A 25,950-nucleotide genomic window follows, 5' to 3' on the forward strand; every position below is an offset into this window, starting at 1 on the left:
AAAGACGATTTCCTTTTCCAGTGTGACGCAGGTCATGCCCGCAAAAACGAAAACCCTTTAAAAAGTCCCACATCAAGGCCCACAAGACCTTGATCCGCCCTTGGGCCCTGGAATCGCCGCTATGGCGCCGGGACCCTAATTGGCCCTTTCGAAAATATCGGGACCGCCCCAGAAGGGAAAAAGCCTTGTTTTTACGGGTGGGCCCTTTGGCACCGCGATTGCCTTAAGGGATGGTAACAACCTTCCAAGGAGAGTGACATGAAAAATTCGATTCTGGCTGGGATCACCGTTGCGGCCCTGTCGGTGGCGGTTCCCCTGACCACCCTGGCCGACGGCGGGAATCAATTGATGCAGAACCAGACCCACTGGTACCAGAAGGCGGCCTTGAAAGTGGCCCCCGCCGATATCACGACCAAAAAAGGTTCGGTCCTGAACCTCCAGGCCGGGAGCTATCTCTACCTGGAAGGGGATTCCACCCTCCACAAATACCAGATGAACGCCAACAGCCTGAAGGGTTCGGCCGAGATCACGGCCGCCGATCCGAAGGAAGCCCTGGAAAAAGGCAAGGTCGGGGCCATGTCCCTGGTGGTACCGGTGGCGGACCTGAAATCCCGCGAATCGGGCCTGGACGACAACGCCCATAAGGCCCTCTTGGCCGACAAGAACCCCGAGATCAAGTTCGTCCTGGACAAGGCCTCCCTCAAGGGCAAGACCCTGACCGCCAAGGGCCAATTGACCATCGCGGGAGCGACCGTCCCCATCACCCTGACGCCCGAAGTGACCGTCAAGGACGGGGTCGTGGAGCTCAAGGGCGACCAGCCCCTCAAGATGTCCGACTACAAGGTCATGCCGCCTTCGATCTCGCTCCTGGTGACCTCGATCAAGTGCACGGACGACATCACCATCCACTACGACGTGAAATTCGCAACGGCGAAATAAGAACTCGAGATTCCGGGTGACCGGGTGTTTCTCAAGTGAAGCTCAACGGGCCGAGGCCCGAAATTCTAAGGAGGCAGTAAGATGAAAAATCTACAGAAATGGCTTCTGGCGGTCCTGTTACTGCTGGGCTTCGCGGCCCGGGGAAAGGCGGCCGAGATCTTCAAGAACGATGACCTGGACTTCTCCATCGGCGGCCGGATCCAGGAACTGGGCGAGATGGAATTGGTGACGGACGACGCCATCCGCAACCACTACCGCATCTACCTCTGGAACGCGGAGGACCGCCTCTACTCGAACGGGACCTTCAAGGGGTTCAAGTGGAACTTCGAGGCTTCCTTCGGCGGCGAGGACATCGCCAACGGGACCAACGGATCCTTCAACCTGTTGGATGCCAACGTGGATGTTCCGATCATCCCGGACATGATCTATGTGAAGGTGGGGCAGTTCAAGGACGCGGCCAACCTGGAAAGCGCCACTTACGAGGGCAGCCAGCTCTTCACCGAGAAGTCGCCGCACTTCAACCTCTTCTTCAACGAGGGATACGACACCGGCGTGGCCCTTTGGGGCCGCTTGGGCAACCTGGACGGGGCCGCGGGAATGGTGCAAGGCGCGCCGAACCTGCCGCAACGTTACCTGCCTGAACTGGTCAACTTCCCCATCCCCATGTTCGCCCGCGTCGGTTTCTCGGACGGCATCCAGGACGACTTCTTCAAGCCCCAGCAGACCGGTTTCGCCAAGCCGGACAAGCTCCAATGGGCGGTCCACTTGGAGGGTTTCGCGGCCGCGGACAGCAACGCCGGGCACAGCAACCTCTTCGGGCAGATCGGGGGCGGCTTGGCCACCTTCAACGACAACAGCTATTACGGGAACGTGCTGACCTCCTCGAAGTTCAACCCCTACCTCTCGGTGGCGGGCCAGAACCCGGTGACGGCCTTCTATGGCCAGGCCGGCCTGGACTTCCAGGTTCGCACCCCGATGGGTGACACGACCTTCACCCTGAGCGGCCAGGCCATGTTGGGCCACTACGACATGACCGTCCCCAGCTTCACCATCCCCAATACCACCCCGGGGAAGATCAACGGCGTGAACGCCGTACCCGGCTCCAAATACGCCCTGAACATCGGGGGCGGCGAGCTGATCGCCTCGGTGGGGGACAACCCCTGGGAGATCGCGGGCCGTTTCGTGGTGGTCGTCCCCGACGACAACCTGCGCGGGACCGCCAACGACGGCACGACCTACCGGTCGATCTTCGTGAACAGCAACCCGATCTACGAGGTCACCCTGCCCTCCATCACCTGGCACATGAACGAGCAGACCAAGCTGGTGGCCGAGACCATGTTCATGTTCGACACAGTGGAATCGCAGGACACCGATGGGAACTATGTGGTGGCGGAAATGCCGGGATCGGCGACCGGGACCACCTACCGGGCCCCGAACATCCGGGCCGGGTTTGTGCCCGTCGGCCGCATGATGTTCCAGTTCTCGTTCTGATCGAGCCGTAAGGTAGAATGGGTCCCCGGGATCGCCCGGGGGCCCTGAAGAGGGGCCCCGGACGGGACCCCTCTTCAGGGTAAGGAGAGACCCCATGCAGAAGAACCACTTTTTTGAGACCCTTCGCTCGCTCCTTTTTGGGGCCGCGATGGTGGCAGCCTGTGCCGCCCTCTCCTGCGGCACAGGCCTCGCTGCCGATCAACAGCCGGTCGCGCTGTCCTTCTATAGCGAATCGGGGCACTTCAAGGTCGAAGGCTCCTTCTTCACCGACGCCGACCGTTCCACCGCCTGGCACGTCCTCACCGATTACGCCAGCATCCCCCATTTCGTCAACAGCATGAAGGTCAGCAAGGTCGAGAGCCAGGACGAGCACGACCTGGTCCTGGACCAGGAAGGCGAGGGCGGCTTCCTCTTCTTCACCCAACGCATCCATCTCCTGCTCTCGGTCCATGAGCAACCCGAGAAGTCCATCGTCTTCCAGGACACCAGCCACAAGGATTTCGACTATTACCAGGGTTCCTGGACCATCAAGAAGGCGGATTCGGGCCAGGGGCTGGAGGTCATCTACACCCTCGACGCCCAGGGGCATTTCGACGGCCCCGGCTTCCTGGTCAGCGATTCCATCCAGGGCAATGTGAAGGACCTGCTGGAGTCGGTCCGGCGGGAGATGGGCATCCAACAGGCGGCCTTGGATCAAAAAAAAAGCTCGAAGGACATGGTGGCCGAGAACCCCAAGGCGAACCAACTCTCGAACCAACTGCCGAATCAGCTGAATAAATAGATCTTTTCCCCGATATAGACGTTTCTGTCATCGCGAGCCCTTCGATTCGCTTCGCTAGCTCAAGGCAGGGATCGGGGCAACTTCACCCCGAGTAAGATCGAGGGGCTCAGTTCTAATAAGCCTCTTCCCCAGTATAGGTCTGCCTGTCATTGCGAGGAATGACCGCCGCATAGGCGGTCGCTCATGACGAAGCAACCTCAGTTTAAATAAGCCGCTTCCCCGATCTGTCTACTGGATCTTCGGCTTCTGGAAGGCCGACATTTCGCTCTTTTTATCGTGGGATTCCTCACGCGGGTCCAACGACGAGGCCTTCTCCAGCTTATGGAACCCATACTTCCGCTTGATGGCGTCCACGCTCTTGAAAAGCTTGTCCTTCTTCTCGGATCCCATTTCCGGGAACAGCCAGTCCTCCCCTTCCTCGACCGCCTCGAACCTCGAGAGCGAGACCCCGAGAAGCCTGATCTTGCGCTTTCGGGTATGGGAATCCTTGAACAACTCATAGGCAGTCCGCATGACGGTCGCGTCATCATGGGTGGGGTTGATGCTATGGGCCCGGGTGATGGTCTGGAAATCGTCGTAGCGGAGCTTCAAGGTGATCGTCCGGGCCTTCTTGCCGATCCGCCGCAGGCGGTAACAACCCTTCTCCGATAACCAAGCTAGGGTCTGGTGGATCTGCTGGAGGTCGGCGGTGTCCTTCTCGAAGGTGGTCTCATGGCCCACGCTCTTGGCCGCGTGGTAAGGATGAACTTCGGCGCTGCCCAAGCCCCGGGCCGCCCCATAGAGCCACTCCCCCGCCGACTGTCCGAAGGATTTTTGGAGCTTCGGCAAGGGGATGGACACGATGTCCCCGATCTTGAAGATCCGCATTTCCTTCAAGCGCGGCTGGGTCTTCTCCCCCGCCCCGTGGAGCCGTTCGATGGGGAGCGGCGCCAGGAAAGCCTGTTCCTGCCCTTCAGGCACCACCACGACCCCGGTGTTCTCGGTGACCTTCTGGCCCAGGAAGGCCGGGTCGGGTTTGACGGTCTTTCCCGCGATCTTGGCCACGTATTTATTGGAGGCGATGGCGACCGAACAGGAAAGTTTCGTGCGCTCAAAGACCGAGTCCCGCACCTTGCGGGCCATGACCCAGGGATCGTTGCCATAAAGGGCTTCGCAGCCGGTGAAATCCAGGTAGAACTCGTCGATGGAGGCGTATTCGACCAAGGGCGCGATCCGGCGAAGCAGGACATAGACCTTGCGGGAATATTTGGAATAGAGCTTGTGGTGGCCGGGGACAAAGAGGGCTTTGGGGCAGAGTTTTTCGGCGGTCATGATCGGCATACCGGATTTGATGCCGTATTTACGGGCTTCGTAGGAGGCAGAGGCCACGACCCCGCGTTCGCCCTTGCGGCCGCCCACGACCACGGGTTTCCCGTTCAGGGAGGGGTCGAGCAGACGCTCGCAGGACACGAAAAAGGAGTTCATGTCGATATGGGCAATAAGGTGGCTCATTAGACTTACTTTAGGTCAGCAAATAAGAAGAATACAAGCGTATTCCTTTTTTGACTTTTAAATGGTTATTTTGTTTGCTTTGTTGCGGAAGTGCTTCCGACCCGAATCTTGGCGTCCATCGCCGCGTTCCCGAAAGGGATAGGGTTGGAAGCTTTTCTATTTAGGCCAGGTCTGAACATAGATTTCCCGATGCGGGATTATTTATTTATATTCATTCCCGGCTTTTTCCCTGGCGATAATTTCACGTGCCGCTGCCGATGCTATAAAGCTCAACGACAAAACCGATGCTGTAAGATACACGTATGATCCCTTATTTAACCATTATTAGCCGCGCAGGCCTTTGTTTTGAGTTTCCAGGGTCGCCCTTTCCAACAGAAAAGAAATGCCCTGGGAAAAAACGGATCCATTCCCTTTGAAAAAACTATTTACCGAAAACTCAATGATTATCTCCGCGCTGACTCTTTTGACGGCGTTGCCCCTTGCCCCGTCTCTTTGGAATGGGTTCGTCAATTGGGACGATCCCGTTTTCGTCGAACACAATCTGAATATCCGGAGCTTCGATCTTGAGTCCATGAAATGGATGTTCACGACTTTTTACCAGGGTAACTGGACGCCTTTGACGTGGTTGACATTCGCTCTTGATTATCGGATCGGAGGACTCCATCCGTGGATATTTCATATGGACAGCCTGTTCATCCATCTTGCCAATACGGTCGTAGTGTTTTTTCTGGTGTCCAGGCTGCTCATGCGGATCCTTCCCGCGGGGGAAGCCCAAAACCAGCCTCGAAAATACGCGGCTTTCTTGACCGCACTTTTGTTCGGTATCCATCCACTTCACGTCGAGCCCGTCGCATGGGTCACCGATCGCGTCGATCTTTTGTGCGGTCTTTTCTTCTTGCTGAGCCTGCATTGCTATTTGGTTTTCGTATCGGGAGGAAAAAGAAGGATCGCGTATTACGCCGCTTCGTTCGTGTTTTTCCTGGTCGCGATGGCTTCAAAATCGATGGCTATAAGTCTCCCAATCATTTTATTGCTCATTGATACCTGGCCCTTCCACCGTTGGAAGACGCGGGTTCGGGACGTGGTGCTTGAGAAGGTCCCTTTCTTTGTGGCCACGATCATCTTCGGAATGCTATCCCTCTATGCCCGTTCAGAGGCGAAGGCTATAGCGGGTCTCAACACCGTTCCCCTTGATTTTCGGTTCATGAACGCATCTCACTCGGTCGTCCTCTATTTAGAGAGATCATTCATCCCGTCGAATCTTGGCATTTTGTATCCACTCCTTCTCAAAGATACCTATTCGGCCGGGAACGTCTTTTCGATGATCTTGACGGTCTTTCTGATAGCGCTCATTTTCTTACAGCGAAAGAAGCGGCCGTACCTGGCCGTTTCCTTTTCCTATTACCTGATCACCTTGGCACCGGCCATAGGTTTATTGCAGGTCGGAAGCCAGGCCGCGGCCGATCGATATTTCTATCTTCCGAGCATAGGGCCCTTTCTGCTGTTCTCGTCATGGCTGGTTTTAAGAGCGGCTTCGAAAAGAAGCGTTTACATATCGGTGATCGCCTTCTTCTGGGTCTTACTAGGCCTGTTGGCATATCGACAGGTCACTACCTGGAAAGATTCGATCTCTTTGTGGGAAAACGTCATGAGAACCCAACAACGGCGGTCGACCATCGCCTATATCAGTCTGGGCGATGCATATCGAAAGGCGGGGCGCTGGAATGAGGCGATGCCTCTTTTGGAGCACGCGATACAACTGGACCCTGGCGCACCTAATGCCTACGACGGAATGGGCAGAATTCTTTTGGAAGAAGGGAAATACGAAGACGCGGAGAAAGCGTTCATGACAGCCGCTACGGCCGATCCGTTGGATGTTTGGGCCCATTGCCATTTAGCCATCGTCTATTCCGCCATGAAAAAGGAAAACCTGTCTAAGGAGCAGCAGAAAATAGCCGTTTCTATAAAAACCGATGATCCATGGGCTCATTATGAAAGCGGCTCGAATTACCTGAAATTTGGAATGGATGAAGCGGCTTTAACGGAGACCCATTTGGCGATCAAGCAAAGTGCCTGTTTTGGCGAGGCCTACGACCAATTAGGAGCACTCTTATGGAAGAGCGGAAAGAAAGAGGATGCCATTGTGGCGTACCAAAAAGCCATTTCTTTGGATCCGAGAAACGAGACGTTCAAGACCGACTATAAGGCGGTTGTTGGGTCCCGCTGAAGAATCCAAGGGCCTCTTAGGCGTGGGTCGAGCAGGCGCTCACAGGACACGAAAAAGGAGTTCATGTCGATATGGGCGATGAGGCGGCTCATTGGTATGCGTTGGTATACCAATGAAAAGAGCACCAATAGATTGTTTAAAGTTATTTTTTTTCTTTTTTGGTGAAATTCTGAATATTGCTCGGGGCAACAACTTCCCAATGAGACGGAGCTGGCAGTAATTTAGTATCAGACCCCGAAAGATAAGGTTCTATATCAGCCATAATTTTTTTATACGACTTACTTTCGGCGGGGAAAATATCGTGAATTGTTTCTGTCTGTTTTACGTTACTCATACTTTTTAGCCCCTCACACTAGTCTTACTAGACTCTATTAACTTCCCGCATTGATTTCCAGTCACCCAATTCGATCTTACATACAATTCCCATAAACAATCCCACTCTTTTGTCCTGATATTTATGTCCAAAACATTTAAACCTGTGGCCCTCACATCTTCTCTAGTAATCATTCGTCCGTGCGATAAAGACTTTTCTTGTGTCAAAAATATTTCTATCGCCTTGATGATTTCATCATCCTTCTTACCCTTCATCATAGACTTTTGCAAAAGTCTTACAGCAACGTCCCTCGATAGTAGTTGAGCCACTTTCATCTCTTGAACTAACCGCGCATCATATTTATCAAGTTGTTGCATGTATGGTTGAATGGCCGGGTATTGACCAGAACGCGCTTCATTAAAGAGAGTCTCATAGGAAACTATGTAGTCTTGCGCAGAACTCGCTTGTTGTTTCCCTTTGTCATCAACATATAAAAATTGTGGGTCGGTCGGTCCAAGCTCGGAAGTCTGGCTCATATGAATTGCATCTGCCCCGAAACAAATGATGGTTCCAGCCGACTTTGCCATATGCGGAACAATTACTTCAAATCCATCCGGGAAGTAAGACCGGCAAAGGTTGACAATTCTTTCTGCAGCTAAAATATCGCCACCGGGGGAGTTCAAAATTAAATAAAGCTTTTTATCTTTTGTTTCGGCAGAAAGAACACTTTCCAGCATTTCGGCGTCACCATCGGTAATCATGACATCCGGTTTGCTGAAAGAAGTGAAAAAGGTTACGACCTGACCCTTCAAATGTTTTTCTATTTCCCTTATCACTCCCTGACGAATTTCAGGAGCTTGATTGACTTCGCTTATTAATTTATTAAAAGGGCTGTCTTTAAAATCTTTATACATTTTTACCCCATCTTGTCTTAGCGGCTTTTTTTGCTATCGCTATACGATCTGCTGACGATAAGGATTGTGCTCGTGCAATTCCGCCCTTAAGTCCTCCCTTACGACCCATATGGGCCATAAAGCGGCTTATTTCTTCTTTGGTTGGAGTCAACGGCTTTTCGTTTTTGCCCATAATTAATTGAGACCCTCTAAACTCCAGGGACGTTTATAGTCATAGTTGCATGAACGGTCAAGCATTTAACTACCGATAGATATTTTCGGAAGAAAATTGGGCACTTATGGCTAAAAACAAAAAGAGAAAAGGTTTATTCTCCCAGCGTTACTTCCACCTTCACCGTTTTCTTCCCCGTGGCCGGTGGAATAATGTTCCCCTCCACCTTCTGGCCATCCACTTTCAGGCTCTTCACGCCCTTGCTGATGCCCTTCGGGTTGGTCACGTGGACCTGGTATTCCACCCCACGGTAATGACGGGTGACCTTGAAGTCTTTCCAGCCCTTCGGGATACAGGGGTCGATCTGTAGGCCGTTGAATTCCGGCTTCACGCCTAAGAGTCCTTGTGAAACGGTGAGAAAGGTCCAGGCGGCGGTCCCGGTCAGCCAGGAGTTCTTGGCTTCGCCCGGGGTAGCCGCGTCGCGGCCCGCGATCATCTGGGCGTAGACGTAAGGCTCACTGCGGTAGGTCTCGATCTGGCTTTCCTTCGCCGAAGGACAGATGGAAAGGTAATACTCCAGCGCCCGGTCGCCCTCGCCCAACATGCACCAACCCAGGTTGATCCAGGTGTTGTTGTGGCAGAAGATGCCGGCGTTCTCCTTGTAGCCCGGGGGATAGCTGGTCACTTCGCCCAATTCCAGGTGGTAGGTGCTGTAGGCCGGCTGTTGCAGGATGATGCCGTTGGACGTGTAGAGGAGCTTGTGGACGCTTTCCAAGGCCTGGCGGGCCCGGCCATTGTCCTTCCCCGCCCCGCCCAGAACGCACCAGCCCTGGCTTTCGATGAAGATCTTCCCTTCTTCGTTGGCCTTGGACCCCACCGGATTCCCCTTGGCGTCATAAGCGCGGGTGTACCATTCGCCGTCCCAGGCCTTTTCCTCGACCACTTTCAACATATCGTCGTAAGCCTTCTGCATCCGGTCGGCATCCGCCTCTTTCTTCATGAACTTATAGAGCGAGTTCATTTCCCGGGAAGCGTAGAGGAAAAGTCCCGCGATCATGACGGATTCGGCTTTGGACCCCTTCACGTCGCCCGCCGTCTGGAAAGACTCGTTGGGCTCGGTGGAGAAGCAGTTCAAGTTCAGGCAGTCGTTCCAGTCCGCGTGGCCGATCAAGGGCAAGCCCCGGTCGCCGCGGTTCTTCAGGGTATAGGCGATGCTGGTCTCCAGGTGGTGGAGCAGGTTCTCTTTCGACCCCGGCTTGTCGGCGTAGCCCACGGGAGCTTCCAGGATGGAGGTATCCCCCGTCTCCTTGATGTAGGCGCAGGTGGAGAGGATGAGCCACAAGTGGTCGTCGTAGAAGTCCCCGCCGATCTCGGCGTTGCCCTTCTTGGTGAGCGGCTGGTACTGGTGATAACAGGTGCCGTCGGAAAGCTGGGTGGCGGCGATATCCAGGATGCGTTGCTTGGCCCGTTCGGGAATGAGGTGCACAAAGCCCAACAGGTCCTGGTTGGAATCGCGGAAACCCATGCCGCGGCCAATGCCCGTCTCGAAAAGACTGGCGGAACGGGACAGGTTGAAGGTGGCCATGCACTGGTATTGGTTCCAGGTGTTGAGCATGCGGCGGGCGTGCGGGTCCGGGCAGTCCACTTGGAACTTGGAAAGCAGGCCGTCCCACATCTTTTTCACGCTCTCGAAGGCCGCGTCCACGGCCCCGGGCTTCTGGTACTTCGCCAGGATCTCCCGGCCCTTGGTCTTGTTCATCACAAAGGGCTTGTCGAACTTCGGCAGGTCGCCCTGGTCCACGTAGGCCAGGATGTAGGAATAGGTCTCGCTCGCGCCCGGCGCCAATTTCAGGTGCACCTGGTGGGACCCGATGGGGTTCCAGCCATGGGCCACGGTCTTCTTGGACTGTCCGGCGAAAGGCACGGCGGCCTCATGCAGGCCGTTGTGGACGCCCACGAAAGCGTCGCGGGAGGTGTCGAACCCGGCGATGTCCCGGGTGCAGGCGAAGAGGGCGTAATGGCTGCGGCGTTCCCGGTATTCGGTCTTGTGGTAGATAGCCGACCCTTCCACCTCGACCTCGCCGATGGAATAGGTACGCTGGTAGTTGGTCATGTCGTTCTGGGCCTCGAAGAGGCAGAACTCAATGAAGGAGAAGAGCTTCAGGTCCTTCGACTTGTTGCCGGTGTTCTTGACGGTGGTCTTCCAAATTTCCAGGTTCTCGCCCGGCGGCACGAAGAACAGCATCTCGACCTCGACCCCGTCCTTGGCCCCGAGGATCTTGGTATAGCCCAGCCCATGGCGGCATTCGTAGCGGTCCAGCGCCGTCTTGGTCGGCTTCCAGCCCGGGTTCCAGACCGTGCCGTTGTCGTTCACGTAAAGGTAGCGGCCGCCCAGGTCCATGGGCACATTGTTGTAGCGGTAGCGGGTCAGGCGGCGGAGCTTGGCGTCCTTCCAGAAGCTGTAGCCCCCGGCGGTGTTGGTGCAGAGGCCGAAGAACTCGTCCTGGCCGATGTAATTGAGCCAGGGCAGCGGCGTGTCGGGCCGGGTGATGACGTATTCGCGGGCCGGATCGTCGAAGTGGCCGTAAGGGTTGGACAAGGCAAGGCTCCTGTTTTTGTGGGATCGGACGTGGAATTTTAACGGTTGGCCGGGGGTGAAACTACACCAAATTGGGGGACAAAAGAAGGCTTCTTAGGACTTCTTGAAGGTCAGCTTCATCGAATTCGGGACGGGTTTGGAGGCGGGGTTGAAGACGGGCGCGGCGGCCTCTTCCCGGAGGCGCTGCTCCTCCAGGGCCTTCACGTTCTCGAAGTCGTGCTTGTTGACGGCGGCGAAATGGACCTGGGCCCGGAACATGGGCCGCCTGAGTTCCATGAAGGTCTGGGTATCCCGGGCCCGGGCCAAGACCCGGAGCTTGGCCTGGTGCCGGGCCACGAAAAGTTCCAGCTCGATGATCTCGTTCTGGGTGAAGACGCTGCTCGCCGTCAGGCTCAGTTCGCCGTAGGAGACCTTCTTATCGAGCACGTAGTAAAGGCTCTCGTCGCGGTGGTTACGGGCCGGGGGCGCCTGGCCCTTCTTGCGGCGGGCGGTCTTCTTGAGCTTCACACGGTGGTATTTCACCTCCACCATGGAGATGACCCGGCCGTCCTTGTATTTTTCAAGCCACCCGGTTTTGGAGCTCACGTCGATTTCCCTTCAAGGAAATGTCCTGCGCAAAAGATACCACAAGCGGTTTACCTAACGGTCACGTGGGGGAATCTTGAGCCGCTATCCGGTTTTAACGGTCCAACCGGTCTTTAAGTGAAGATCTTTTCGAGGCTGGGGATCGTGTTTTCCCGGTTCAACTCCCGCACTTGGTTCCGCATGGCCTCCCAATGGACGAGCCGTTCCTGGTGCTCCTTCAGGATGGGCCGCACCGCGCTCTCGGCGAAGACCGCCTTGAGGTGGAGCGACATCTGGTCCTCCCGGGGGCGGTTGGCGCCGGTCAGCAGTTTCGCCGCGCCGTCCTGGGCGCAGGCGGTCACCAGGAAGTCGTTGCCGGTGAAGGAATAGATCTCCAGGTTCGGGATGACCACCTTGCCCCCTTCCTTTCCCTCCACCCAGTTGGTGAAGAGCACCACCGACCGGCGGTCGGGCGAGATCAGGGTATGGGCCCAAAAGAAGGTCATGGAAGCATAGGAGAGGTTCCCGATGAACTGATAGCCCTCGGCCTGGAGCTTCGGCGAAAGGTCCCGGAGCCATGGCGGCGTCAGGCGCTCCACCATGTCCTCGGGCGCGGGCATCAGGCGGACCTGGGGTTTCGGCATTCCCTCGAAGGGGTTCGTGGGCGCGCCGGGGCGGCCGAAGGGCCTTTCCGTGCCGAGGATATAGAGGATCGTCAGCACGATCAGGGAAAGAAGGACAACGCCGCCTATTCCCATTCCGTGTTCCCGGCAGTGAGGTTCCCCTTCGCGTTTTCGCTTCTTCGCGGTAAAAGTGCCGTCATGAATGCCCGTATTGCCCCATGATCTGGGTCCAGCCCAGGACATGGCCGTGGATGGCCTTCATCAACTGGGCCGCGGTCTCGCCCGCGGGCAGGCGGACCGGGGCATCGAGGGCATAGAGCTTGAAATAGTAACGGTGGGTGCCGCTGGGCGGCGCCGGACCGTCGTAGCCGATGTCCTGGAAGCCATTGGCGCCCTGCAGGATGCCGGCGTTGGTCTTCTCATCGCGGGGGAAATCCTCCAGTAATTCATAGGTATTGCTGGTGGGGTCGGTGGGCTTGGCCGGGATGTTATAGATGACCCAATGCACGAAGGCGGGGATGGAGGCATCCGGGTCGTCCACGATGATAGCGAAGCATTGGGTCTTGGGCGGCACCCCGGTCCAGGTCAACTCGGGCGACTGGTTCCCCCCGGCCCGGGAGCACTTCGCGGGCAGGAACCCGCCGTCCTTGAAGGTGGAGCTTTGAAGGTGAAGATTGCTCTTTTTCTTGGGCTTGGATTCCTTCGCCATGACCGCCGAGAAAACCAGACCGACCGCCAGGAACACCGCCCATTTCTGATGGGACATGATCCCTCCTTTTATTTTTTTCTTTCGTAGGTCCCCATCAGCTCGGCCGTCCCCAGGAGACGGCGTTGCGCGGCCCGCTCGAAAACGGGCTTCTTCACGTCCCCCTCCAGGTCCAGGGGCGCGCCAAGCGCGTAAAGCTTGAAGAAATAACGGTGAATGCCACTGGGGGGCTTCGGACCCTGGTAACCGAGCCCTCCGAAATCGTTCAGGCCCTGCTGGATGCCGTTGGGCTGGGTCCGGAGGGCCGGATAGGCCTCCGGAAGGTGCACGACGGTGGTGGGGATATTGAAGATGATCCAATGGGTGAAATTCCCGCTGGCGGCATCGGGATCGTCGCAGACCAGGGCGAAGGCCTTGGTGCCGGCGGGGGACTCCTTCCATTCCAGGGGCGGGGAAACATCCTCCCCATCGGCGGTGTAATGGGCGGGGATCGCTTCCCCATTCTTGAAGGCGCGGCTGGTGATCTGGAAGGCCATTGGATCCGTCCTCATGCGTCAGGGGCCAGTCATCAGCGGGCCAAGACGACAGGCCCATTCTATCCCAGCGCTTCCTGGTAGGCCCGTAATGTTTCGGTATCGAAGCAGACCATCCGGACCCGCTCGAGCCCCGGTTTTTCCCCCAAGAAGCGGTTCATCTCGCCCAGCGCGATGGGCGCGGCCAAATGGACCGGGAAGCCGTAAACCCCGGTGCTGATGGAGGGAAAGGAGAGCGTACGGGATCCCTTCTGCAAGGCGGCCTCCATCGAATTCCAATAACAGGAGGCCAGCAGTTCCTCTTCCCGGTCCCCACCTCCTCGCCAAACGGGACCCACCGTATGGATGACCCATCGGGCCTTGAGGCGGTAACCCCGGGTCACGCGGCACTCTCCCGTGGGACATCCGCCCAACGCGGCACACTCCTCCAGGAGCTGGGGGCCTGCGGCCCGATGGATGGCGCCGTCCACGCCGCCGCCTCCCCGGAGGGAGGTGTTGGCCGCATTGACGATGGCATCCACTGTTTCCAGGGTGATGTCACCCTGGACGACCTCGATGCGGCCCATGCTTAACCCCGCACCTGCGCGGCGACGACCCCCAGGCAGGCGTCGGATACGACCTTCAAGCCCGCTTTCTCCAGCCGGGCCTCGGCCTCCGGGTGGGTGATGCCCGATTGGAGCCAGACGACCTTGGGGCGTTTCTCGGGGGGCAAGGCCAGCACCTCGTCGGCCAGGGCGGGGATCACTTCGGGACGCCGGAAGACATCGAGGATATCGGCCCTTTCGGGCACTTCGGCGATGGCCGCATAGGCCTTCTCGCCCAGGGAGGATTGGATCTTCGGGTTCACGGGAATGACCTTCATCCCCAATGCCTTGAGACGGGCCGGGATCTGGAAGGCGGGCCGGTCCATCTTGGCTTCGTCCTGCATCCCCTCGACCGCCACGGTGCGGGCGCTCATCACGATCTCGCGCATCTCCTGCTCGGAAACGTTCACGGAAACCTCCTTACGTATGCGTTCGACATTTCAATATAGGGAAGGTGGGGTGCCCAAAACAATGCGACGGGTCAAGCCTGGGTAAGGAGAAAACCCCGGTAGAGCATGAAATAGACCAGTACCCCGGTGACCGAGACGTAAAGCCAGATGGGGAAGGTGATGCGGGCGATCTTGCGGTGGCGGGCGAAATCACCCTGGAGGGCCCGGCGCAGGGTCGCGATGGCGAGGAAAGGCACCAGGACCGCCAGGACCGTGTGGGTCCCCAGCACCCAGAGATAAAGGGTGCGGGACCAGCCATGGCCCGGGTAATAGACGATGCCCGCCAGGGCATGATGGATGAGATAGGAGGCCAGGAAGACCACCGAGACCGAGAAGGCCGTCACCATGCAAAAACGGTGGGCGGAGCGGTTCCCCCGGCGGATGAAGGTATAGCCGGCCAGCAACAGGAAGGCGCTGGTCCCGTTCAGGCCCGCGTTCAGGGCGGGCAGGTCGTTGACGTTCACGTATGGTCCCGGGAACCCATGAGGTAGCCCACGTCGGCCCAGAGCTTCTTCATGTCCCCGTCGTCCTGGCCGTCATAAAGGCCCCGCATCATGCCCTGTCCGTCGATGAGGATCATGCGGGTCGAATGGATGAATTCGGACCCAGGCTCGCCCTCGGGGTCCGGCTCGGCGGTCACCTTGAACTCGTGGATGACCGGGTAGATGACCTTCTTGGGGGCCCAAAGGAAGAACCACTGGGACGGGTCCGCCTGGACCTCCTCGGCGTATTTCTTCAGGACCGCGGGCGTGTCGTGGTCCGGGTCCACGGTCATGGAGACCAGCTTGAGGTCCCCGTTCCCCTTCCAGGCCTGCTGCAGGATGTCCATCTGGTGGGTCAGGATGGGGCAGGAACCGGCGCAGCGGGTGAAGATGAAGTCCACCACCCAGACCTTGCCCTTCAATTCGTCGCTGGAGACCATCCGGCCCGAACGGTCCTGGAACTTGAAGTCCGGGGTCTTCAGCATGGGCTTGGAGAACTTGTCCGAATGCCGGGTGGCCAACACCCGGTAACCCAGGAAGCCCACCCCCAGCACGGCGATCAAGGCGAAGAGGATCTTTTTGACATCGTTCATCTAAACGGCTCCTTTCGATCTTTCAACGGCAAAGGAAGAGAAGGCATAGAAGACGGCCCCCATGGCCGACAGCACGACAAGACAGGTGCCAAGGCTGGGGATGGTCCCCAGGTCCGTGCCCGGGAAAAGCCCCCGCCGCACTCCCGCCACCCCATAGGTGAAAGGGTTCCATTCCATCACCAGCGCCATCCAGGAGGAAGGAGCGGCGGCGAAGATCGCCCCCGAGGCCATCCAAAGGGGCAGAAGGACCATGTTCATGATGGTGTGGAAGCCCGGGGGGGAGTCGATCTTCCAGGCCAGCCAGAAACCCATGGCGTTGAGGACAAAGGAAAGCAGGAACAAGGAAAGGACCAGGCCGAGGAGCGGCATGGGCTCGAACCGGGCCCCCACCGAAAGGGCCGCCGGCAGCAGGATGAGCCCTTGGAGGGTCGAAAGGGTGGCGCCGCCCAGGATCTTGCCCATGACGATGGCCGCCCGGGGGACCGGGGCCACCATCACCGACTGCAGGAACCCCTCGTGGCGGTCCTCGATGACCGAGGCATTGGAGAAGATGCAGGTGAACAGCACGCTCATGACCAGCGTCCCGGGCAGGAAATAGGCCCGGTAATTCGGGACGGGGATGCCGGCCCCAAGCACCAGCCAGAAGAGGAGGGCCGTCCCCACCGCGCCCACGACGCGGCTGGGCTGGCGGTAGAACCGCACCAGCTCGCGCAGCCAAAGGGTGTAAACGGCCAAAAGGAAATTCACTCTTTCTCCTCCGCGAAACGGCGCCCGGTCTTGTGGATGAACACATCCTCCAGTGTCGGGAGCCCCAAGGTCAAGGAGAGCACTTCCTTCGGGAAGGCCTCCAGGAGGGGAGCCACCAGCTCATGGGCCTTGGGGGTCTCGATCTGGATGAGCCCGCCCACCAAAAGGGTCTTCACTTTCAACCGGGTTCCGATGGCCTGGGCCAGGGCCTCCGGGTTCCGGGTCTTGATCCGGAGCACTTCCCCTCCGATCCCCGCCTTCAATTCCTCCGGGGCGCCCAGGGCCACCTTCTCGCCCTTGTCGAGGATGAGCAGGCGGTCGCAACGGTCCGCCTCCTCCAAATAATGGGTCGTCACCAGGACCGTCAGGGATTTTTCCCGCCGCAGCCCCGCCAAATGGTCCCAGAACTCGAGCCGGGCCGCGGGGTCGAGCCCCGTCGAGGGCTCGTCCAGGATGACCAGTTCCGGATCGTTCAAGAGCGCCTTGGCCAGTTCCACCCGGCGCTGCAGCCCCCCGGAAAGGGTCTTCACCTTGTCCTTCGCCCGGTCCGCCAAACCCAGGCGGCCCAGGTCCCGGTCGATGCGCTTTTGCAGTTCCGCGCCCACAAGGCCGTAAAGCCGGCCCTGGTGTTCCAGGTTCTCCCGGACGGTCAGTTGCTTGTCGAGGGCGGGCATCTGGAACACCACGCTCATTTTCCGGCGGATGGCCGGGGTTTCGACGGCCAGGTCCATCCCGAAGATCCGGATATGGCCCGGGGCGCAGGCGAAGAGGCTGGAAAGCAGCTTGAAGGTCGTGGTCTTCCCGCCCCCATTGGGCCCGAGGAAGCCGAAGATCTCCCCCTTGGCCACGTCGAAGGACAGGTCCTTCAGGGCCGTCTTTTCCCCGTAGCGATAGGTGAGCCCTTCGACCCTCAGGACATTTTCCATGGTCATACCTTATTGACGCACATCAGCGCGAAAAGGACGGGTAAATAGGTGATGGAGAGCCAAAAAAGCCCCCGGGCGTAATAGAGGCTTTTCTTCCAGGCCAAAAGGGCCGAATAGAGGATGAAGCCGAGGCCCATCAGGAGCGCCGCCCAGAAGTAAAGCGATCCCGTCATGTGAAGATAGGTGGGCAGGAGGGAGACCGGCCAAAGGGCGAAGGCATAAGCCACCGCCATGAGCCCGGTGACGCCGCCTTGGGGGTCCACAACGGAGAGCATGGGGAAGCCGGCCCTTTCGTAATCCTCCCGGTAGAGCCAGCCGATGGCCAGGAAGTGGGGCATCTGCCAGAAGAACAGGATGGCGAAAAGACACAGGCCCTCGGGGCCCACCGTGTCGCGGACCGCCGCCCATCCCATCATGGGCGGGATGGCCCCCGGGATGGCCCCCACCACCGTGCAGAGGGAGCTGTATTTCTTGAGGGGTGTGTAGAGCACCAGGTAGCTGAAGAGGGCGCAGGCCCCCAGGAAGGCCGTCAGCACATTGACCCAGAGGTAAAGGACCAGCACGCCGCCCACCGAAAGGCCCACGCCGTACCAGAAGGCCCGGTCCCCCTTCAGCCGGCCCATGACCAAGGGACGCTTCCTGGTCCTGCGCATTTTCTTGTCCTCTTCCACCTCGAACCATTGGTTGAGGGTGCCGCATCCCCCCGCCACCAGGGTGGTCCCTGCCATGGCCAAAAGCGCCGCGACCCAGGGGAAGGGGCTGGGCGCCCCCAAATAGAAACCGGCCAAGGTGGTGAACAGGGCCAGCGTGTTCAGGCGGGGTTTGGTGAGGGTGATGTAATCCCGGAGGTTCTGCAATGCGTCTCCTTCTCCCGGGACGACCGGGTCAGCTCTTTCGGAAAAGGCGGTAACTGTTCAGGGTCAGGACCAGCATGGAGGCCAGGGTGGCCCCGCCGACGATGACGTGCAGGGAGGTCGGGAGGATGGCCTTGGAGGTGGCCAGGATCAAGAGCCCCAGGAAGCATTGGATCCAGACCAGGATCCCCGCCGTTGCCGCGGGAAGGAATATACCCTTTTCGTCCGGGAAATGATAACAAGCGCGGTAGGCGGTGTGGGCGGTGAAAAGGAGCACCAAGAAGGCCCCGATGCGGGTATGGCTGAACTGTAGGGTGACGGGCCCGGTCCACTCGGGCGGGAGCAGATGGCCAAAGGACAAGGGGAAATCCAGGATGGCGAGCCCCGCCCCACTGTGGCGCGTGACCGCCCCCACCACGATCTGCGCGTAGATGAGCACGGTCGTCCAAAGGGCCCATTGGCGGATGGGCGAGGGACGGTCGGTCAAACGGTCCCCTTTCTCCTCGATCCAATAACGCGAGGTCACCAGGGCCAGGGTCACGATCAGGCAGAAAAAGACCTGGGCGAGCCCCGCGTGGGCCACCGAGACCTGGGTGGGAAGCTTCAGAAGCACCGTCAGGCCGCCCAAAAGGGCCTGGAGGACCACGACGCCCAGCGCGGCCCAGGCCAATTTCCGGACCCAGGGGCGCCCCTCGGTCCTTTGCACCGTCACCGCCAGGACCGCGGTCAGGGTCGCCACCGTCCCGGCCACCAGCCGGTGGCCATGCTCGAAAAGGACGCCGCCTGTCATTTGCGGGAAAAGGGTACCGAAAGAAAGGGGCCAATCGGGGACCGCCAGGCTGGACCCGGTGCTGGTCACCAAGGCGCCGGCCAGGAGCAGCAGGAAGGTGCATCCCGCCGTGAACAAGGCGAAACGGTGGAGCCGGGGATGGAAAAGGGGCCGGGGATCGGTCATGGGGTCCTCAAAAAAGAAAGGCCCCGGGGAGACCCCGGGGCCCGTTCACGGGATGGAAAAAGGTTATTGGGCGGCGAAAGTGAAGTTGGCCGTCGCGGCCTCCCCGTCCTTCACCGTGACCTGCGTGGGTTGGGATTCGCCGTACTTCTCGTGCACCGCCACCAGGCTGTAGGTCCCCGCCGGGAGGCCGGCGATCTTGAAGGTCCCGTCGGTGCCCGTAATGGCGAAGAAGGGATTGGAGACCACGCCGATGTCGGCGTGCATCCAGCTGTGGACGTCGCACTTGAAAGGGACGAGCACTTCGGGTTTATCGAACTTCTTCTCGCTCGTCATGTTCTGGCTGGGCTGGCCCACGTTGAAGGCGTCGTTGATCTTGGCCATGCAATGGACGTTATGCAGGGTCGGATCCCCGTTCATGATGATAAGGGGCTGGTTCACCTGGATCCCCATGACCCGGGGATGGTAGAGACAGCCTTTTTGCAGGAGCGTGACCGGAGTGGAGGGGGCCGGGTAGTTGGCCGCCCCGTCCTTCACGTAAACGAAGACATTGGCCAGGTCGCCCTTGGCGTCGGTGAGGACCACCTCGTTGTGGCCGGCGGTGGCATGCTGGGACTTGCAGACCGGGTCCGCGTCGAAAGTGATGACCTCATTGGGCGCCGCCTTGCCGGTCAGGACCACCTTCCCGGCGATGCTGGCGGTGCCGGTCGGGCCCGAGGCCCCCGAGCCGCCTGAGCCGGAGGAAGCGGAGGAACCGCCCCGGTTCTTGGAGAAGTATTGGTCGTCATCGTCGCCCCCGCCGCAGCCCGCCATCACCAGGAGGGAGGCCATCAGCGTCAAGGCCAGAATCTTTTTCATGTCCATCGCCGACTCCTTAAGATCGAATTCGGTCGAACCGGGCCCGTTGGCCTAGTTCGCCTGGCCCTTGCCCAACATGAAGAGATAATCCCGCAGGGCTTCCCTTTGTTTCAAGCCGTCCCCGCCGAAAGCTTTCGGGTCGGGAACGATCTCCTTGCCGTCGTCGCCCTTGGGCCAGAAGCCGGTCATCCGGGTGTCCGGCATGATGGCGGAGGGATTCTCCAGCCAACGGACCACCCAATCCGGGTTCAAGCGCTTGTGGACCTGCAGGAGGTCCGGCGCGGCTGAATTGATGTCCGGCGGGATGTGGGATCCCACGATATGGCACTTCTGGCATTGGAGCTTGGTGAAGAGCGCCTTGGCCTCGGCCAGGTCGTTGCCGGTCAGCTTGTGGGTCTTGACGTTCTTGAAGGGGAACACCTGGTCGTCCTTCAGGTTGAAATAGGTGATGACCTTGCTGACCTTCTCCTCGGTCCAGGGGAAGCTGGGCATGCGGATATGGAGCCAAGGCCGGATGGGATGGACCCCGGTCAGGAAGTCGTGGAACCAGTCGACCTGGAGCTTGGCGCCCTCGGTGTTCAGGTTCGGGGGCCCCATCGAATAATCGATGCCCTCTTTCTTGTACATCCCCAGGATCCGGCCGCCCTGGCCCTGGTCGAGCATCTCGTCGATGGATTTCCCACTGGCCTCGATCAAGTGACAGCCGCGGCAGTTGAAGTCGGCGATGACCCGGCGGCCCTTTTCCAACAGGGGCCCATCGCCATGGATCCCGGCCATCATCTCGTCCGGGATGTAGGTCTGGGAAAGGCCCAGCACCGCGGTCATGATGGATTCCTTATCCTCTTCATCCAAGTGGAAGTTGGGCATGCGCAATTTGTCCGCGAAGGCCACCACCTTGTCCTTGTCGAACTGGCGCGGATTGGAGAGCTTCGCGTAGAGGAAACCCTCGTGGGTATGGGGGATGAGCTTCTCATCGGTGAAACCGAAGTCGAGCTGGGTGACGCGCTTGCTGGCCCAAGTGGTGAGCTCGGTCCCGATGCCGGGCGTGGTCTCGAAGCCCTTGATCATGTGGCAGGCGAAACAGGCGTATTTGTTGAGGGCCCTTTCGCCGAGGAGCATCATTCTGTCGTGCTCGTCCAGGTTCAGGACATGGGCGTTGGCCGCGCTCTGGCCTTCCTGAGGCGCCAGGTAATCGGCCAAAAGCGCATCCCGGACCGCCGGGTCGAAGGCCGGCGGCAGGGTCTGCTCGAAATCCTTGTTCTTCTTGCTCATCAGGTAGGCGGTAATGTCGGCCGCCTCCCGGTCGCTCAGGCGAAGCGACGGCATGCGGGTATCCGGGTTGAAATGCTGGGGATTCTTGACCCAGGAATAGATGAAGGAGGCCGTGAGCTTGCTGCCGACCGAGGAAAGGTCCGGGGCGAAATCGGCGTGCATGCTGGTGACGTCATTGATGCCATGGCAGGCCAGGCATCCCACTTCCTTGAAGAGCTTCTTGCCCGCCGCAACACTTCCCCCCGGGGCGCCGTAGGGAGGCTGGTAGTCCTCGGATTTGTCGTAGATGTAATCCACGATGGCGTTGAGTTCGGCCTTGTTCTTGGCCATGGTGTCGGGATCCGAATTGTTCGTCTGGCCGAAGAAGGCGGGCATCTTGGCCTTGGGGTTATAACCGGTCGGGTTCCAGACCCACTTGAGGACGAAATCCTTCTTCAGCTTGCCCTTGACCTTGTAGAGCTCGGGACCGGCCTTGGTGAGGCCCTCCAGGTTCTGGACCTTGTGGCAGCCCACGCAACCGCGGGTCGCCATGAGTTCACGACCCCGGTTCAACTTGGGGGCGAAATTGACGTGTTCCTGGGTCCCGTGGCATTTCAGGCAGGACCCTTCGGTGAACTTGAGGGGCATCATCATGCTCTGGACGCCTTCGGGTTCGGCCCAGCCGTATTTCTTGTGCCAGACCTTGGCCTCTTGCTCGTCATTGGCCACATGGGCGGCCGTATTGAAGTCCAGGGCCTGTCCCATCCCGCCGTGGCAGACCGTGCAACCGACCTTCTCCATGGGATGGGGGCTGGTGGACCCCACGTAAAGCTCGAGATTGGGGTGGGACCGGAAGACCTTCGGGATGCCCGGGTAATGCGCCTCATCGAACCCTTTCTTGTCGATCCCCAGATGGCAGGACATGCAACGGTCCACCCGCATGGTCTTGGCGAAATAAAGGTCCTCGGGCAGGTTCTTCAGGACCACCTGTTGGACCTGGATCGTGGGGGCCATGAAGTCCAGGAACATGGCGTTACGGATATGGAAAAGGATGTAGGGGCCCCAGGTGTTCGCGTTGAAAAGGCGGAAGGGAGGATTGAGGGAGTGGACCTTGGTCTTCAAGGCGTCGAAATTGGCCGTTAACTTTTGCAGCTTCTGTTCGGCCTCGGTCTTCTTGGACTCGATGGAAGCCAGGTCCTTGGTGATCTGATCCCGCTCCTGGGTCATCTCAAAAACCTGCTGGTTCAAGGCGTTGGCCCGGTCGTTCTCCGCATCCAGGGTTTTCTTCAGCTTCTCGGCCTCGGCTTCCTCCCCGTTCTTCATGGCCTCGCCATAAACGAAGCTATCCGCGCCGATCTGGGCCTTCAAGGCCTGGTATTCGAACTTGTTCTTCTTGAAGATCTTCGCGTCCAGGTCCGCGCCCTTGTTGGTCAGTTCGTCGATCTTGACCTTATCGGCCTTCAGGTCGCCCTCGGCCTTCGCCACCTGGCCCTTCAGGGCCCAGTAATCGTCCACGCTGATCTGGTCGCCCGCCTCATGCCACTGGGAAGCGGTGTGCTTGCGGACCATGTTGTTGAAGGAGCGCTCATAGTGCTTCCAGGACCGGTCGTAGTCCTTGATGGCCATGATAACCACGCAGACCCAGAGCAGGAGGCTGGAGACCAGGAACCACCGCACCAGGGTCTTGCTGTCGTAGGCTCTTTCGTCTTTGAAGTCGGCCAAGGTGTTTTCCTTATCCTAGATATTAAAGAAGACTTCAGGGATACCGACGATGTACTTCAGGTTGAACACCCACCGCAGGACCATCTTGATCGGCAGGGCCGCCATGGAAAGGGCCAGGAAGACCAGCGTGACATAGCGGGCCACGCCCATCTTTTCCAGAAGCCCCATCAGGAAGGCGCTCTTCTTGGTCAGGAAAGCCGGCAGCCAAAGGAAATAAGCCGCGATCACGAGGAAGCCGGGAGCTTCCCGGATGAGCGGGTTGGAGGGCAACGAAACGTGGAGCAGCATGACCCAGAAATACTCGGACAGGTTCACGTTGTTCAGGACCACGACCTTATGAGGGTTCCACTCCTCGAAGGGCCCGAAGAAGTTCCAGGCCGGACCCCGGAGGAAGGTGCCCAGGAAGATGAGGGTGACCCAGAGGATCAGGAACCCGAAGAGGAAGGGGATGATCGCGAGCTTGCGTTCCTTGATGGTGTAGTAACCGGAACCCTTGGGGTTCTTGTCGATATAGGGGATGGCCATCAGCCCGACGATGATGAGGGTCGGGAAGACGACCCCCGCCAGCCAGGGATCGTAATAGACCAGCATTTCCTGGAGCCCCAGGAAGTACCAGGGGGCCTTCGAGGGATTCGGGGTCCAAGAGGGGTTGGCCGCCTCTTCCAAGGGGGCATGGAAGCAGAGGGACCAGACCAACAGGACCACGCCCCCGATGATGGTGGCGATGAACTCGATGAAGACCAGGTCGGGCCAGACATAGACCTTCTTATCGGAGGTCTCCTTTTCGACCGGGGGTTGGCCTTGGTCGATGCGCCGGTCATTGAGGACGGCCTGCCGGAAGGAAAGCCAAGTGAAGAAGCCGACGGAAAAGACCATGATGAAGATGGGGATGTTGTCGGCCTTGGTCGAGATATCGAAGAAATGCTCATTGGTCATGAAAAGCCCCAGGAGCACGATCACCCCGGCGAGGATCTTCAGGGCCATTTTGGGCTCGGTCCATTGTTCGCGCCACACGACCATGGCGATGAAGATGGCCGTGGTCAGCACAAAATAAAGCCAAGGCTGGAAGAGAAAGTTCGTGATCGCCAAGATGCTCATGGAATTCCTATTTCTTCCTCAGGTTTTTGCCGCCTGGAGGCGGCCCTTCCCGACCCAACGACCCGGTCGCCGCCGGGCCTCCCCATCAAAGGGGACCGGAAATGCCGCCGTCCTTGCGGACACGCCAGAAGTGGATGGCCATCAGGGTGGCCGCCACGATCGGGATGAACACGCAATGCAACACGTAGAAACGAAGCAAGGTGGCCTCGGAAACGAAATGGCCCCCCAAAAGGGCGAAATGGATGTCCGATCCGCCATGCACTAATTTCACGCCCCCGATCTGGATCATGGCCGCCCCGGGACCTTCGTAGCCCAGGAAGGGAGTGGCGCGGGCCATGTTGGTCCCCACCGTGATGGCCCACATGGCCAATTGGTCCCAAGGCAGGAGGTATCCCGTGAAGGAGAGAAGGAGCGTCAGGAGGAGAAGGACCACCCCGATGACCCAATTGAATTCGCGGGGGGGCTTGTAGGAACCGGTCATGAAGACCCGGAACATATGGAGCCAAACGGCGATGACCATGGCGTGGGCCGCCCAACGGTGCAGTTCCCGCATGATCCCCAGGGGCACATGCTCCCGCAGGGCCACGATGTCGTAATAGGCGTATTCGGCCGTGGGCCGGTAGTAGAACATCAAGAGCACCCCGGTGACGGTGAGGTTCAGGAAGAGGAAGAAAGAGAGCCCGCCCATGCACCAGGTGTAGCTCATCTTCACGCCGGAGTGGCGCACCTTGACGGGATGCAGGTGGAGGAACACGTTGGAAAGGACCGCCATGATCCGGTTGCGGGGAGTGTCGGGATAGCCATGGCGGAAGATCGATTTCCAGATCTGCCCATCGGCGATGGCCTTTTTCACCGCCTCCGGGGAGGGCTGACGGGACTTCCACTCCTCCAGGGTCTTCTTCAGTTTATCCAGCATTCTCGACTCCTTCGTTGACCTTCGGGATCACGCTTTGTAATTAAGGAAAGAACCCGGCAGGCCCCACTGGCCCAATTCCTGTTGATACTGGATGCTCTCGTCGATCTGGATCTGGCCATCATCGGCCAGGACGATGTTGAACCTCGGCAAAGGCCGGGGCGCGGGCCCCTCGAAATTGACGCCGGTGATGTAGTAGCCGGAACCGTGGCAGGGGCACTTGAACTTCTGCTCGGCTTGGAGCCAATTCGGCGTGCAGCCCAAGTGGGTGCAGATGGTGGACAAGGCGTAGAACCCCTGGTCGTTCCGGACGATCCAGACCTTGTGGTCGTTCTTATGGCGTTCATCCACTCCCATATTGAAGGTGTCCGGGAACCCCGCCTTGAACTTGAGGGGCGGCTCGAACGTCACGTTCGGGAAGGCGAAACGCAGCATGGTCGTCAAGGCACCCATGGTGGCGGCCACGAAGGCCACCCAGGCCCAACCCAACAAGGAAAGGAACGAGCGGCGGGTGAATTCGGGATTGAGGGGAATGCTCTCGACGGGGGCTTCGGAAGCCTCCTCGTGTTTTTCCCGTTTGGGCACCAAGGCGGCGACGGAAAGGACGGCCAAATAAAGGAGCCCTAAACCCATGATCGCGACGGCCAGGTAACTCACACCTTCCACGATGACCTTGAAGGACGTCATTTTCAGTCCCGCATCCGCCGAAAGGAGGGCGAAGAAGAGGGAACCCGCCCCGACCACCGCGAAAAGGGTCCCGACCCAAAGAAGACCGGTCTGGAAGATGGAACCCATCCCGGGCCCTTCCCCATGACCATGCGCTTGCTTGGCCTTGCGGAACTCCTGGAAATTGCGCAAGAGGAACCGGACGGTCAGGAACCCCGCGTAAGCGAAAAGACCACAGGCCAGGAGGGCCCCCAAGTTGGCGATGTTGGAAACGGTGGTGGCGGTTTGGGGAAGTTCCCCCTCCGCAAGGGCCGGAAGGGCCACGAGGGAGATGAGAAAGGTCAGGAAAGAACGGTGCCAAGTGGACCGACAAGAGGTCATTCGGGTCTCCGAAGAAGACATAAGATCGCAGGGAAAAACGACAAAGGCTTTGGACAACGCGGCTTCCAGGCGAAGAGCAGGCGGTATTTTAGTTGAGGCTTTTTTCGAGTGTCAAGGAAAGTTCGGCTTTCAGGGGCGTGGT

The 25,950-nt window shown here is 59.0% G+C and carries 24 protein-coding genes; 4 read left to right on the forward strand and 20 right to left on the reverse strand.

What is annotated here, in order from left to right; all coding sequences use genetic code 11:
- Positions 1 to 258: 258 nt before the first annotated feature.
- From VHE12_00925 to VHE12_00935, 3 genes are all read left to right on the forward strand, one after another.
- Positions 259 to 939, forward strand: a complete 681-nt coding sequence (locus tag VHE12_00925; GenBank protein ID HVZ79342.1) for a YceI family protein — start codon at positions 259 to 261, stop codon at positions 937 to 939.
- Positions 940 to 1,020: 81 nt separating this feature from the next.
- A complete protein-coding gene (locus tag VHE12_00930) occupies positions 1,021 to 2,430 on the forward strand; it encodes a hypothetical protein (protein ID HVZ79343.1) in 1,410 nt (469 codons plus the stop codon).
- 94 nt (positions 2,431 to 2,524) lie between these two features.
- The gene (locus VHE12_00935) at positions 2,525 to 3,211 is read left to right on the forward strand and encodes an SRPBCC family protein (GenBank protein HVZ79344.1); all 687 of its coding nucleotides are present in this window, start codon (positions 2,525 to 2,527) and stop codon (positions 3,209 to 3,211) included.
- 228 nt (positions 3,212 to 3,439) lie between these two features.
- On the opposite strand, the gene dinB is transcribed toward VHE12_00935, so the two are convergent.
- Complete coding sequence (gene dinB, locus VHE12_00940) at positions 3,440 to 4,702, reverse strand: DNA polymerase IV (GenBank protein ID HVZ79345.1); 1,263 nt, start codon at positions 4,700 to 4,702, stop codon at positions 3,440 to 3,442.
- A gap of 382 nt (positions 4,703 to 5,084) precedes the next feature.
- Here dinB and VHE12_00945 point away from each other — a divergent pair, with 382 nt between their 5' ends.
- Entirely contained in the window at positions 5,085 to 6,929 is a 1,845-nt protein-coding gene (locus VHE12_00945) for a tetratricopeptide repeat protein (protein ID HVZ79346.1), read from the forward strand.
- A 339-nt stretch (positions 6,930 to 7,268) separates the two neighbouring features.
- Here VHE12_00945 and VHE12_00950 read toward each other — a convergent pair whose 3' ends face one another.
- The 19 genes from VHE12_00950 to VHE12_01040 form a co-directional block, all read right to left on the reverse strand.
- Positions 7,269 to 8,156 (reverse strand): ATP-dependent Clp protease proteolytic subunit, encoded by an 888-nt coding sequence (locus VHE12_00950; GenBank protein ID HVZ79347.1) that lies wholly within the window; start codon positions 8,154 to 8,156, stop codon positions 7,269 to 7,271.
- 305 nt (positions 8,157 to 8,461) lie between these two features.
- Positions 8,462 to 10,906 carry a glycosyl transferase gene (locus VHE12_00955; GenBank protein HVZ79348.1) on the reverse strand — a complete coding sequence of 815 codons (2,445 nt, stop codon included), beginning with the start codon at positions 10,904 to 10,906 and terminating at the stop codon, positions 8,462 to 8,464.
- Positions 10,907 to 10,999: 93 nt separating this feature from the next.
- On the reverse strand, positions 11,000 to 11,491 hold the full coding sequence (locus VHE12_00960; GenBank protein HVZ79349.1) for a hypothetical protein: 492 nt from the start codon (positions 11,489 to 11,491) through the stop codon (positions 11,000 to 11,002).
- 113 nt (positions 11,492 to 11,604) lie between these two features.
- Positions 11,605 to 12,228, reverse strand: a complete 624-nt coding sequence (locus VHE12_00965; GenBank protein ID HVZ79350.1) for a hypothetical protein — start codon at positions 12,226 to 12,228, stop codon at positions 11,605 to 11,607.
- 61 nt (positions 12,229 to 12,289) lie between these two features.
- On the reverse strand, positions 12,290 to 12,859 hold the full coding sequence (locus VHE12_00970) for a YbhB/YbcL family Raf kinase inhibitor-like protein (protein HVZ79351.1): 570 nt from the start codon (positions 12,857 to 12,859) through the stop codon (positions 12,290 to 12,292).
- Between the two features lie 11 nt (positions 12,860 to 12,870).
- On the reverse strand, positions 12,871 to 13,335 hold the full coding sequence (locus VHE12_00975) for a YbhB/YbcL family Raf kinase inhibitor-like protein (GenBank protein HVZ79352.1): 465 nt from the start codon (positions 13,333 to 13,335) through the stop codon (positions 12,871 to 12,873).
- Positions 13,336 to 13,394: 59 nt separating this feature from the next.
- Positions 13,395 to 13,898 carry an O-acetyl-ADP-ribose deacetylase gene (locus VHE12_00980; GenBank protein ID HVZ79353.1) on the reverse strand — a complete coding sequence of 168 codons (504 nt, stop codon included), beginning with the start codon at positions 13,896 to 13,898 and terminating at the stop codon, positions 13,395 to 13,397.
- A 2-nt stretch (positions 13,899 to 13,900) separates the two neighbouring features.
- Positions 13,901 to 14,326 (reverse strand): CoA-binding protein, encoded by a 426-nt coding sequence (locus tag VHE12_00985; protein HVZ79354.1) that lies wholly within the window; start codon positions 14,324 to 14,326, stop codon positions 13,901 to 13,903.
- A 71-nt stretch (positions 14,327 to 14,397) separates the two neighbouring features.
- The gene (locus VHE12_00990; GenBank protein ID HVZ79355.1) at positions 14,398 to 14,829 is read right to left on the reverse strand and encodes a DUF420 domain-containing protein; all 432 of its coding nucleotides are present in this window, start codon (positions 14,827 to 14,829) and stop codon (positions 14,398 to 14,400) included.
- A complete protein-coding gene (locus tag VHE12_00995) occupies positions 14,826 to 15,440 on the reverse strand; it encodes an SCO family protein (protein ID HVZ79356.1) in 615 nt (204 codons plus the stop codon). The genes VHE12_00990 and VHE12_00995 overlap by 4 nt, the downstream gene beginning before the upstream one ends.
- Positions 15,441 to 16,187: an ABC transporter permease gene (locus VHE12_01000; GenBank protein HVZ79357.1), complete on the reverse strand. Its 747-nt coding sequence runs from the start codon at positions 16,185 to 16,187 to the stop codon at positions 15,441 to 15,443.
- Complete coding sequence (locus VHE12_01005; protein ID HVZ79358.1) at positions 16,184 to 17,113, reverse strand: ABC transporter ATP-binding protein; 930 nt, start codon at positions 17,111 to 17,113, stop codon at positions 16,184 to 16,186. The genes VHE12_01000 and VHE12_01005 overlap by 4 nt, the downstream gene beginning before the upstream one ends.
- 2 nt (positions 17,114 to 17,115) lie before the next feature.
- Positions 17,116 to 17,970: a heme o synthase gene (cyoE, locus tag VHE12_01010; GenBank protein ID HVZ79359.1), complete on the reverse strand. Its 855-nt coding sequence runs from the start codon at positions 17,968 to 17,970 to the stop codon at positions 17,116 to 17,118.
- A gap of 28 nt (positions 17,971 to 17,998) precedes the next feature.
- Positions 17,999 to 18,922: a COX15/CtaA family protein gene (locus VHE12_01015; GenBank protein ID HVZ79360.1), complete on the reverse strand. Its 924-nt coding sequence runs from the start codon at positions 18,920 to 18,922 to the stop codon at positions 17,999 to 18,001.
- Between the two features lie 63 nt (positions 18,923 to 18,985).
- Complete coding sequence (locus tag VHE12_01020) at positions 18,986 to 19,777, reverse strand: carboxypeptidase regulatory-like domain-containing protein (GenBank protein ID HVZ79361.1); 792 nt, start codon at positions 19,775 to 19,777, stop codon at positions 18,986 to 18,988.
- Between the two features lie 51 nt (positions 19,778 to 19,828).
- Complete coding sequence (locus VHE12_01025) at positions 19,829 to 22,750, reverse strand: c-type cytochrome (protein HVZ79362.1); 2,922 nt, start codon at positions 22,748 to 22,750, stop codon at positions 19,829 to 19,831.
- Between the two features lie 15 nt (positions 22,751 to 22,765).
- On the reverse strand, positions 22,766 to 23,848 hold the full coding sequence (locus tag VHE12_01030; GenBank protein HVZ79363.1) for a cytochrome C: 1,083 nt from the start codon (positions 23,846 to 23,848) through the stop codon (positions 22,766 to 22,768).
- Between the two features lie 85 nt (positions 23,849 to 23,933).
- A complete protein-coding gene (locus VHE12_01035; protein ID HVZ79364.1) occupies positions 23,934 to 24,764 on the reverse strand; it encodes a cytochrome b N-terminal domain-containing protein in 831 nt (276 codons plus the stop codon).
- A 27-nt stretch (positions 24,765 to 24,791) separates the two neighbouring features.
- Entirely contained in the window at positions 24,792 to 25,808 is a 1,017-nt protein-coding gene (locus VHE12_01040) for a ubiquinol-cytochrome c reductase iron-sulfur subunit (protein HVZ79365.1), read from the reverse strand.
- Between the last annotated feature and the right edge of the window lie 142 nt (positions 25,809 to 25,950).

This window comes from bacterium (assembly GCA_035549195.1).
Lineage (GTDB): Bacteria > Oederibacteriota > Muellerivitia > Muellerivitales > Muellerivitaceae > DASZRK01.

Coding starts and splice junctions, on each gene's coding strand:
- VHE12_01015 (HVZ79360.1), bottom strand. CDS start 18,922: ATGACCGATCCCCGGCCCCTTTTCCATCCCCGGCTCCACCGTTTCGCC.
- VHE12_01030 (HVZ79363.1), bottom strand. CDS start 23,848: ATGAGCATCTTGGCGATCACGAACTTTCTCTTCCAGCCTTGGCTTTAT.
- VHE12_00965 (HVZ79350.1), bottom strand. CDS start 12,228: ATGGGAATAGGCGGCGTTGTCCTTCTTTCCCTGATCGTGCTGACGATC.
- VHE12_01035 (HVZ79364.1), bottom strand. CDS start 24,764: ATGCTGGATAAACTGAAGAAGACCCTGGAGGAGTGGAAGTCCCGTCAG.
- VHE12_00995 (HVZ79356.1), bottom strand. CDS start 15,440: ATGAACGATGTCAAAAAGATCCTCTTCGCCTTGATCGCCGTGCTGGGG.
- VHE12_00980 (HVZ79353.1), bottom strand. CDS start 13,898: ATGGGCCGCATCGAGGTCGTCCAGGGTGACATCACCCTGGAAACAGTG.
- VHE12_01020 (HVZ79361.1), bottom strand. CDS start 19,777: ATGAAAAAGATTCTGGCCTTGACGCTGATGGCCTCCCTCCTGGTGATG.
- VHE12_00975 (HVZ79352.1), bottom strand. CDS start 13,335: ATGGCCTTCCAGATCACCAGCCGCGCCTTCAAGAATGGGGAAGCGATC.
- VHE12_00945 (HVZ79346.1), top strand. CDS start 5,085: ATGCCCTGGGAAAAAACGGATCCATTCCCTTTGAAAAAACTATTTACC.
- VHE12_00935 (HVZ79344.1), top strand. CDS start 2,525: ATGCAGAAGAACCACTTTTTTGAGACCCTTCGCTCGCTCCTTTTTGGG.
- VHE12_01040 (HVZ79365.1), bottom strand. CDS start 25,808: ATGACCTCTTGTCGGTCCACTTGGCACCGTTCTTTCCTGACCTTTCTC.
- VHE12_00950 (HVZ79347.1), bottom strand. CDS start 8,156: ATGTATAAAGATTTTAAAGACAGCCCTTTTAATAAATTAATAAGCGAA.
- VHE12_00970 (HVZ79351.1), bottom strand. CDS start 12,859: ATGTCCCATCAGAAATGGGCGGTGTTCCTGGCGGTCGGTCTGGTTTTC.
- VHE12_00925 (HVZ79342.1), top strand. CDS start 259: ATGAAAAATTCGATTCTGGCTGGGATCACCGTTGCGGCCCTGTCGGTG.
- VHE12_01005 (HVZ79358.1), bottom strand. CDS start 17,113: ATGGAAAATGTCCTGAGGGTCGAAGGGCTCACCTATCGCTACGGGGAA.
- dinB (HVZ79345.1), bottom strand. CDS start 4,702: ATGAGCCACCTTATTGCCCATATCGACATGAACTCCTTTTTCGTGTCC.
- VHE12_00930 (HVZ79343.1), top strand. CDS start 1,021: ATGAAAAATCTACAGAAATGGCTTCTGGCGGTCCTGTTACTGCTGGGC.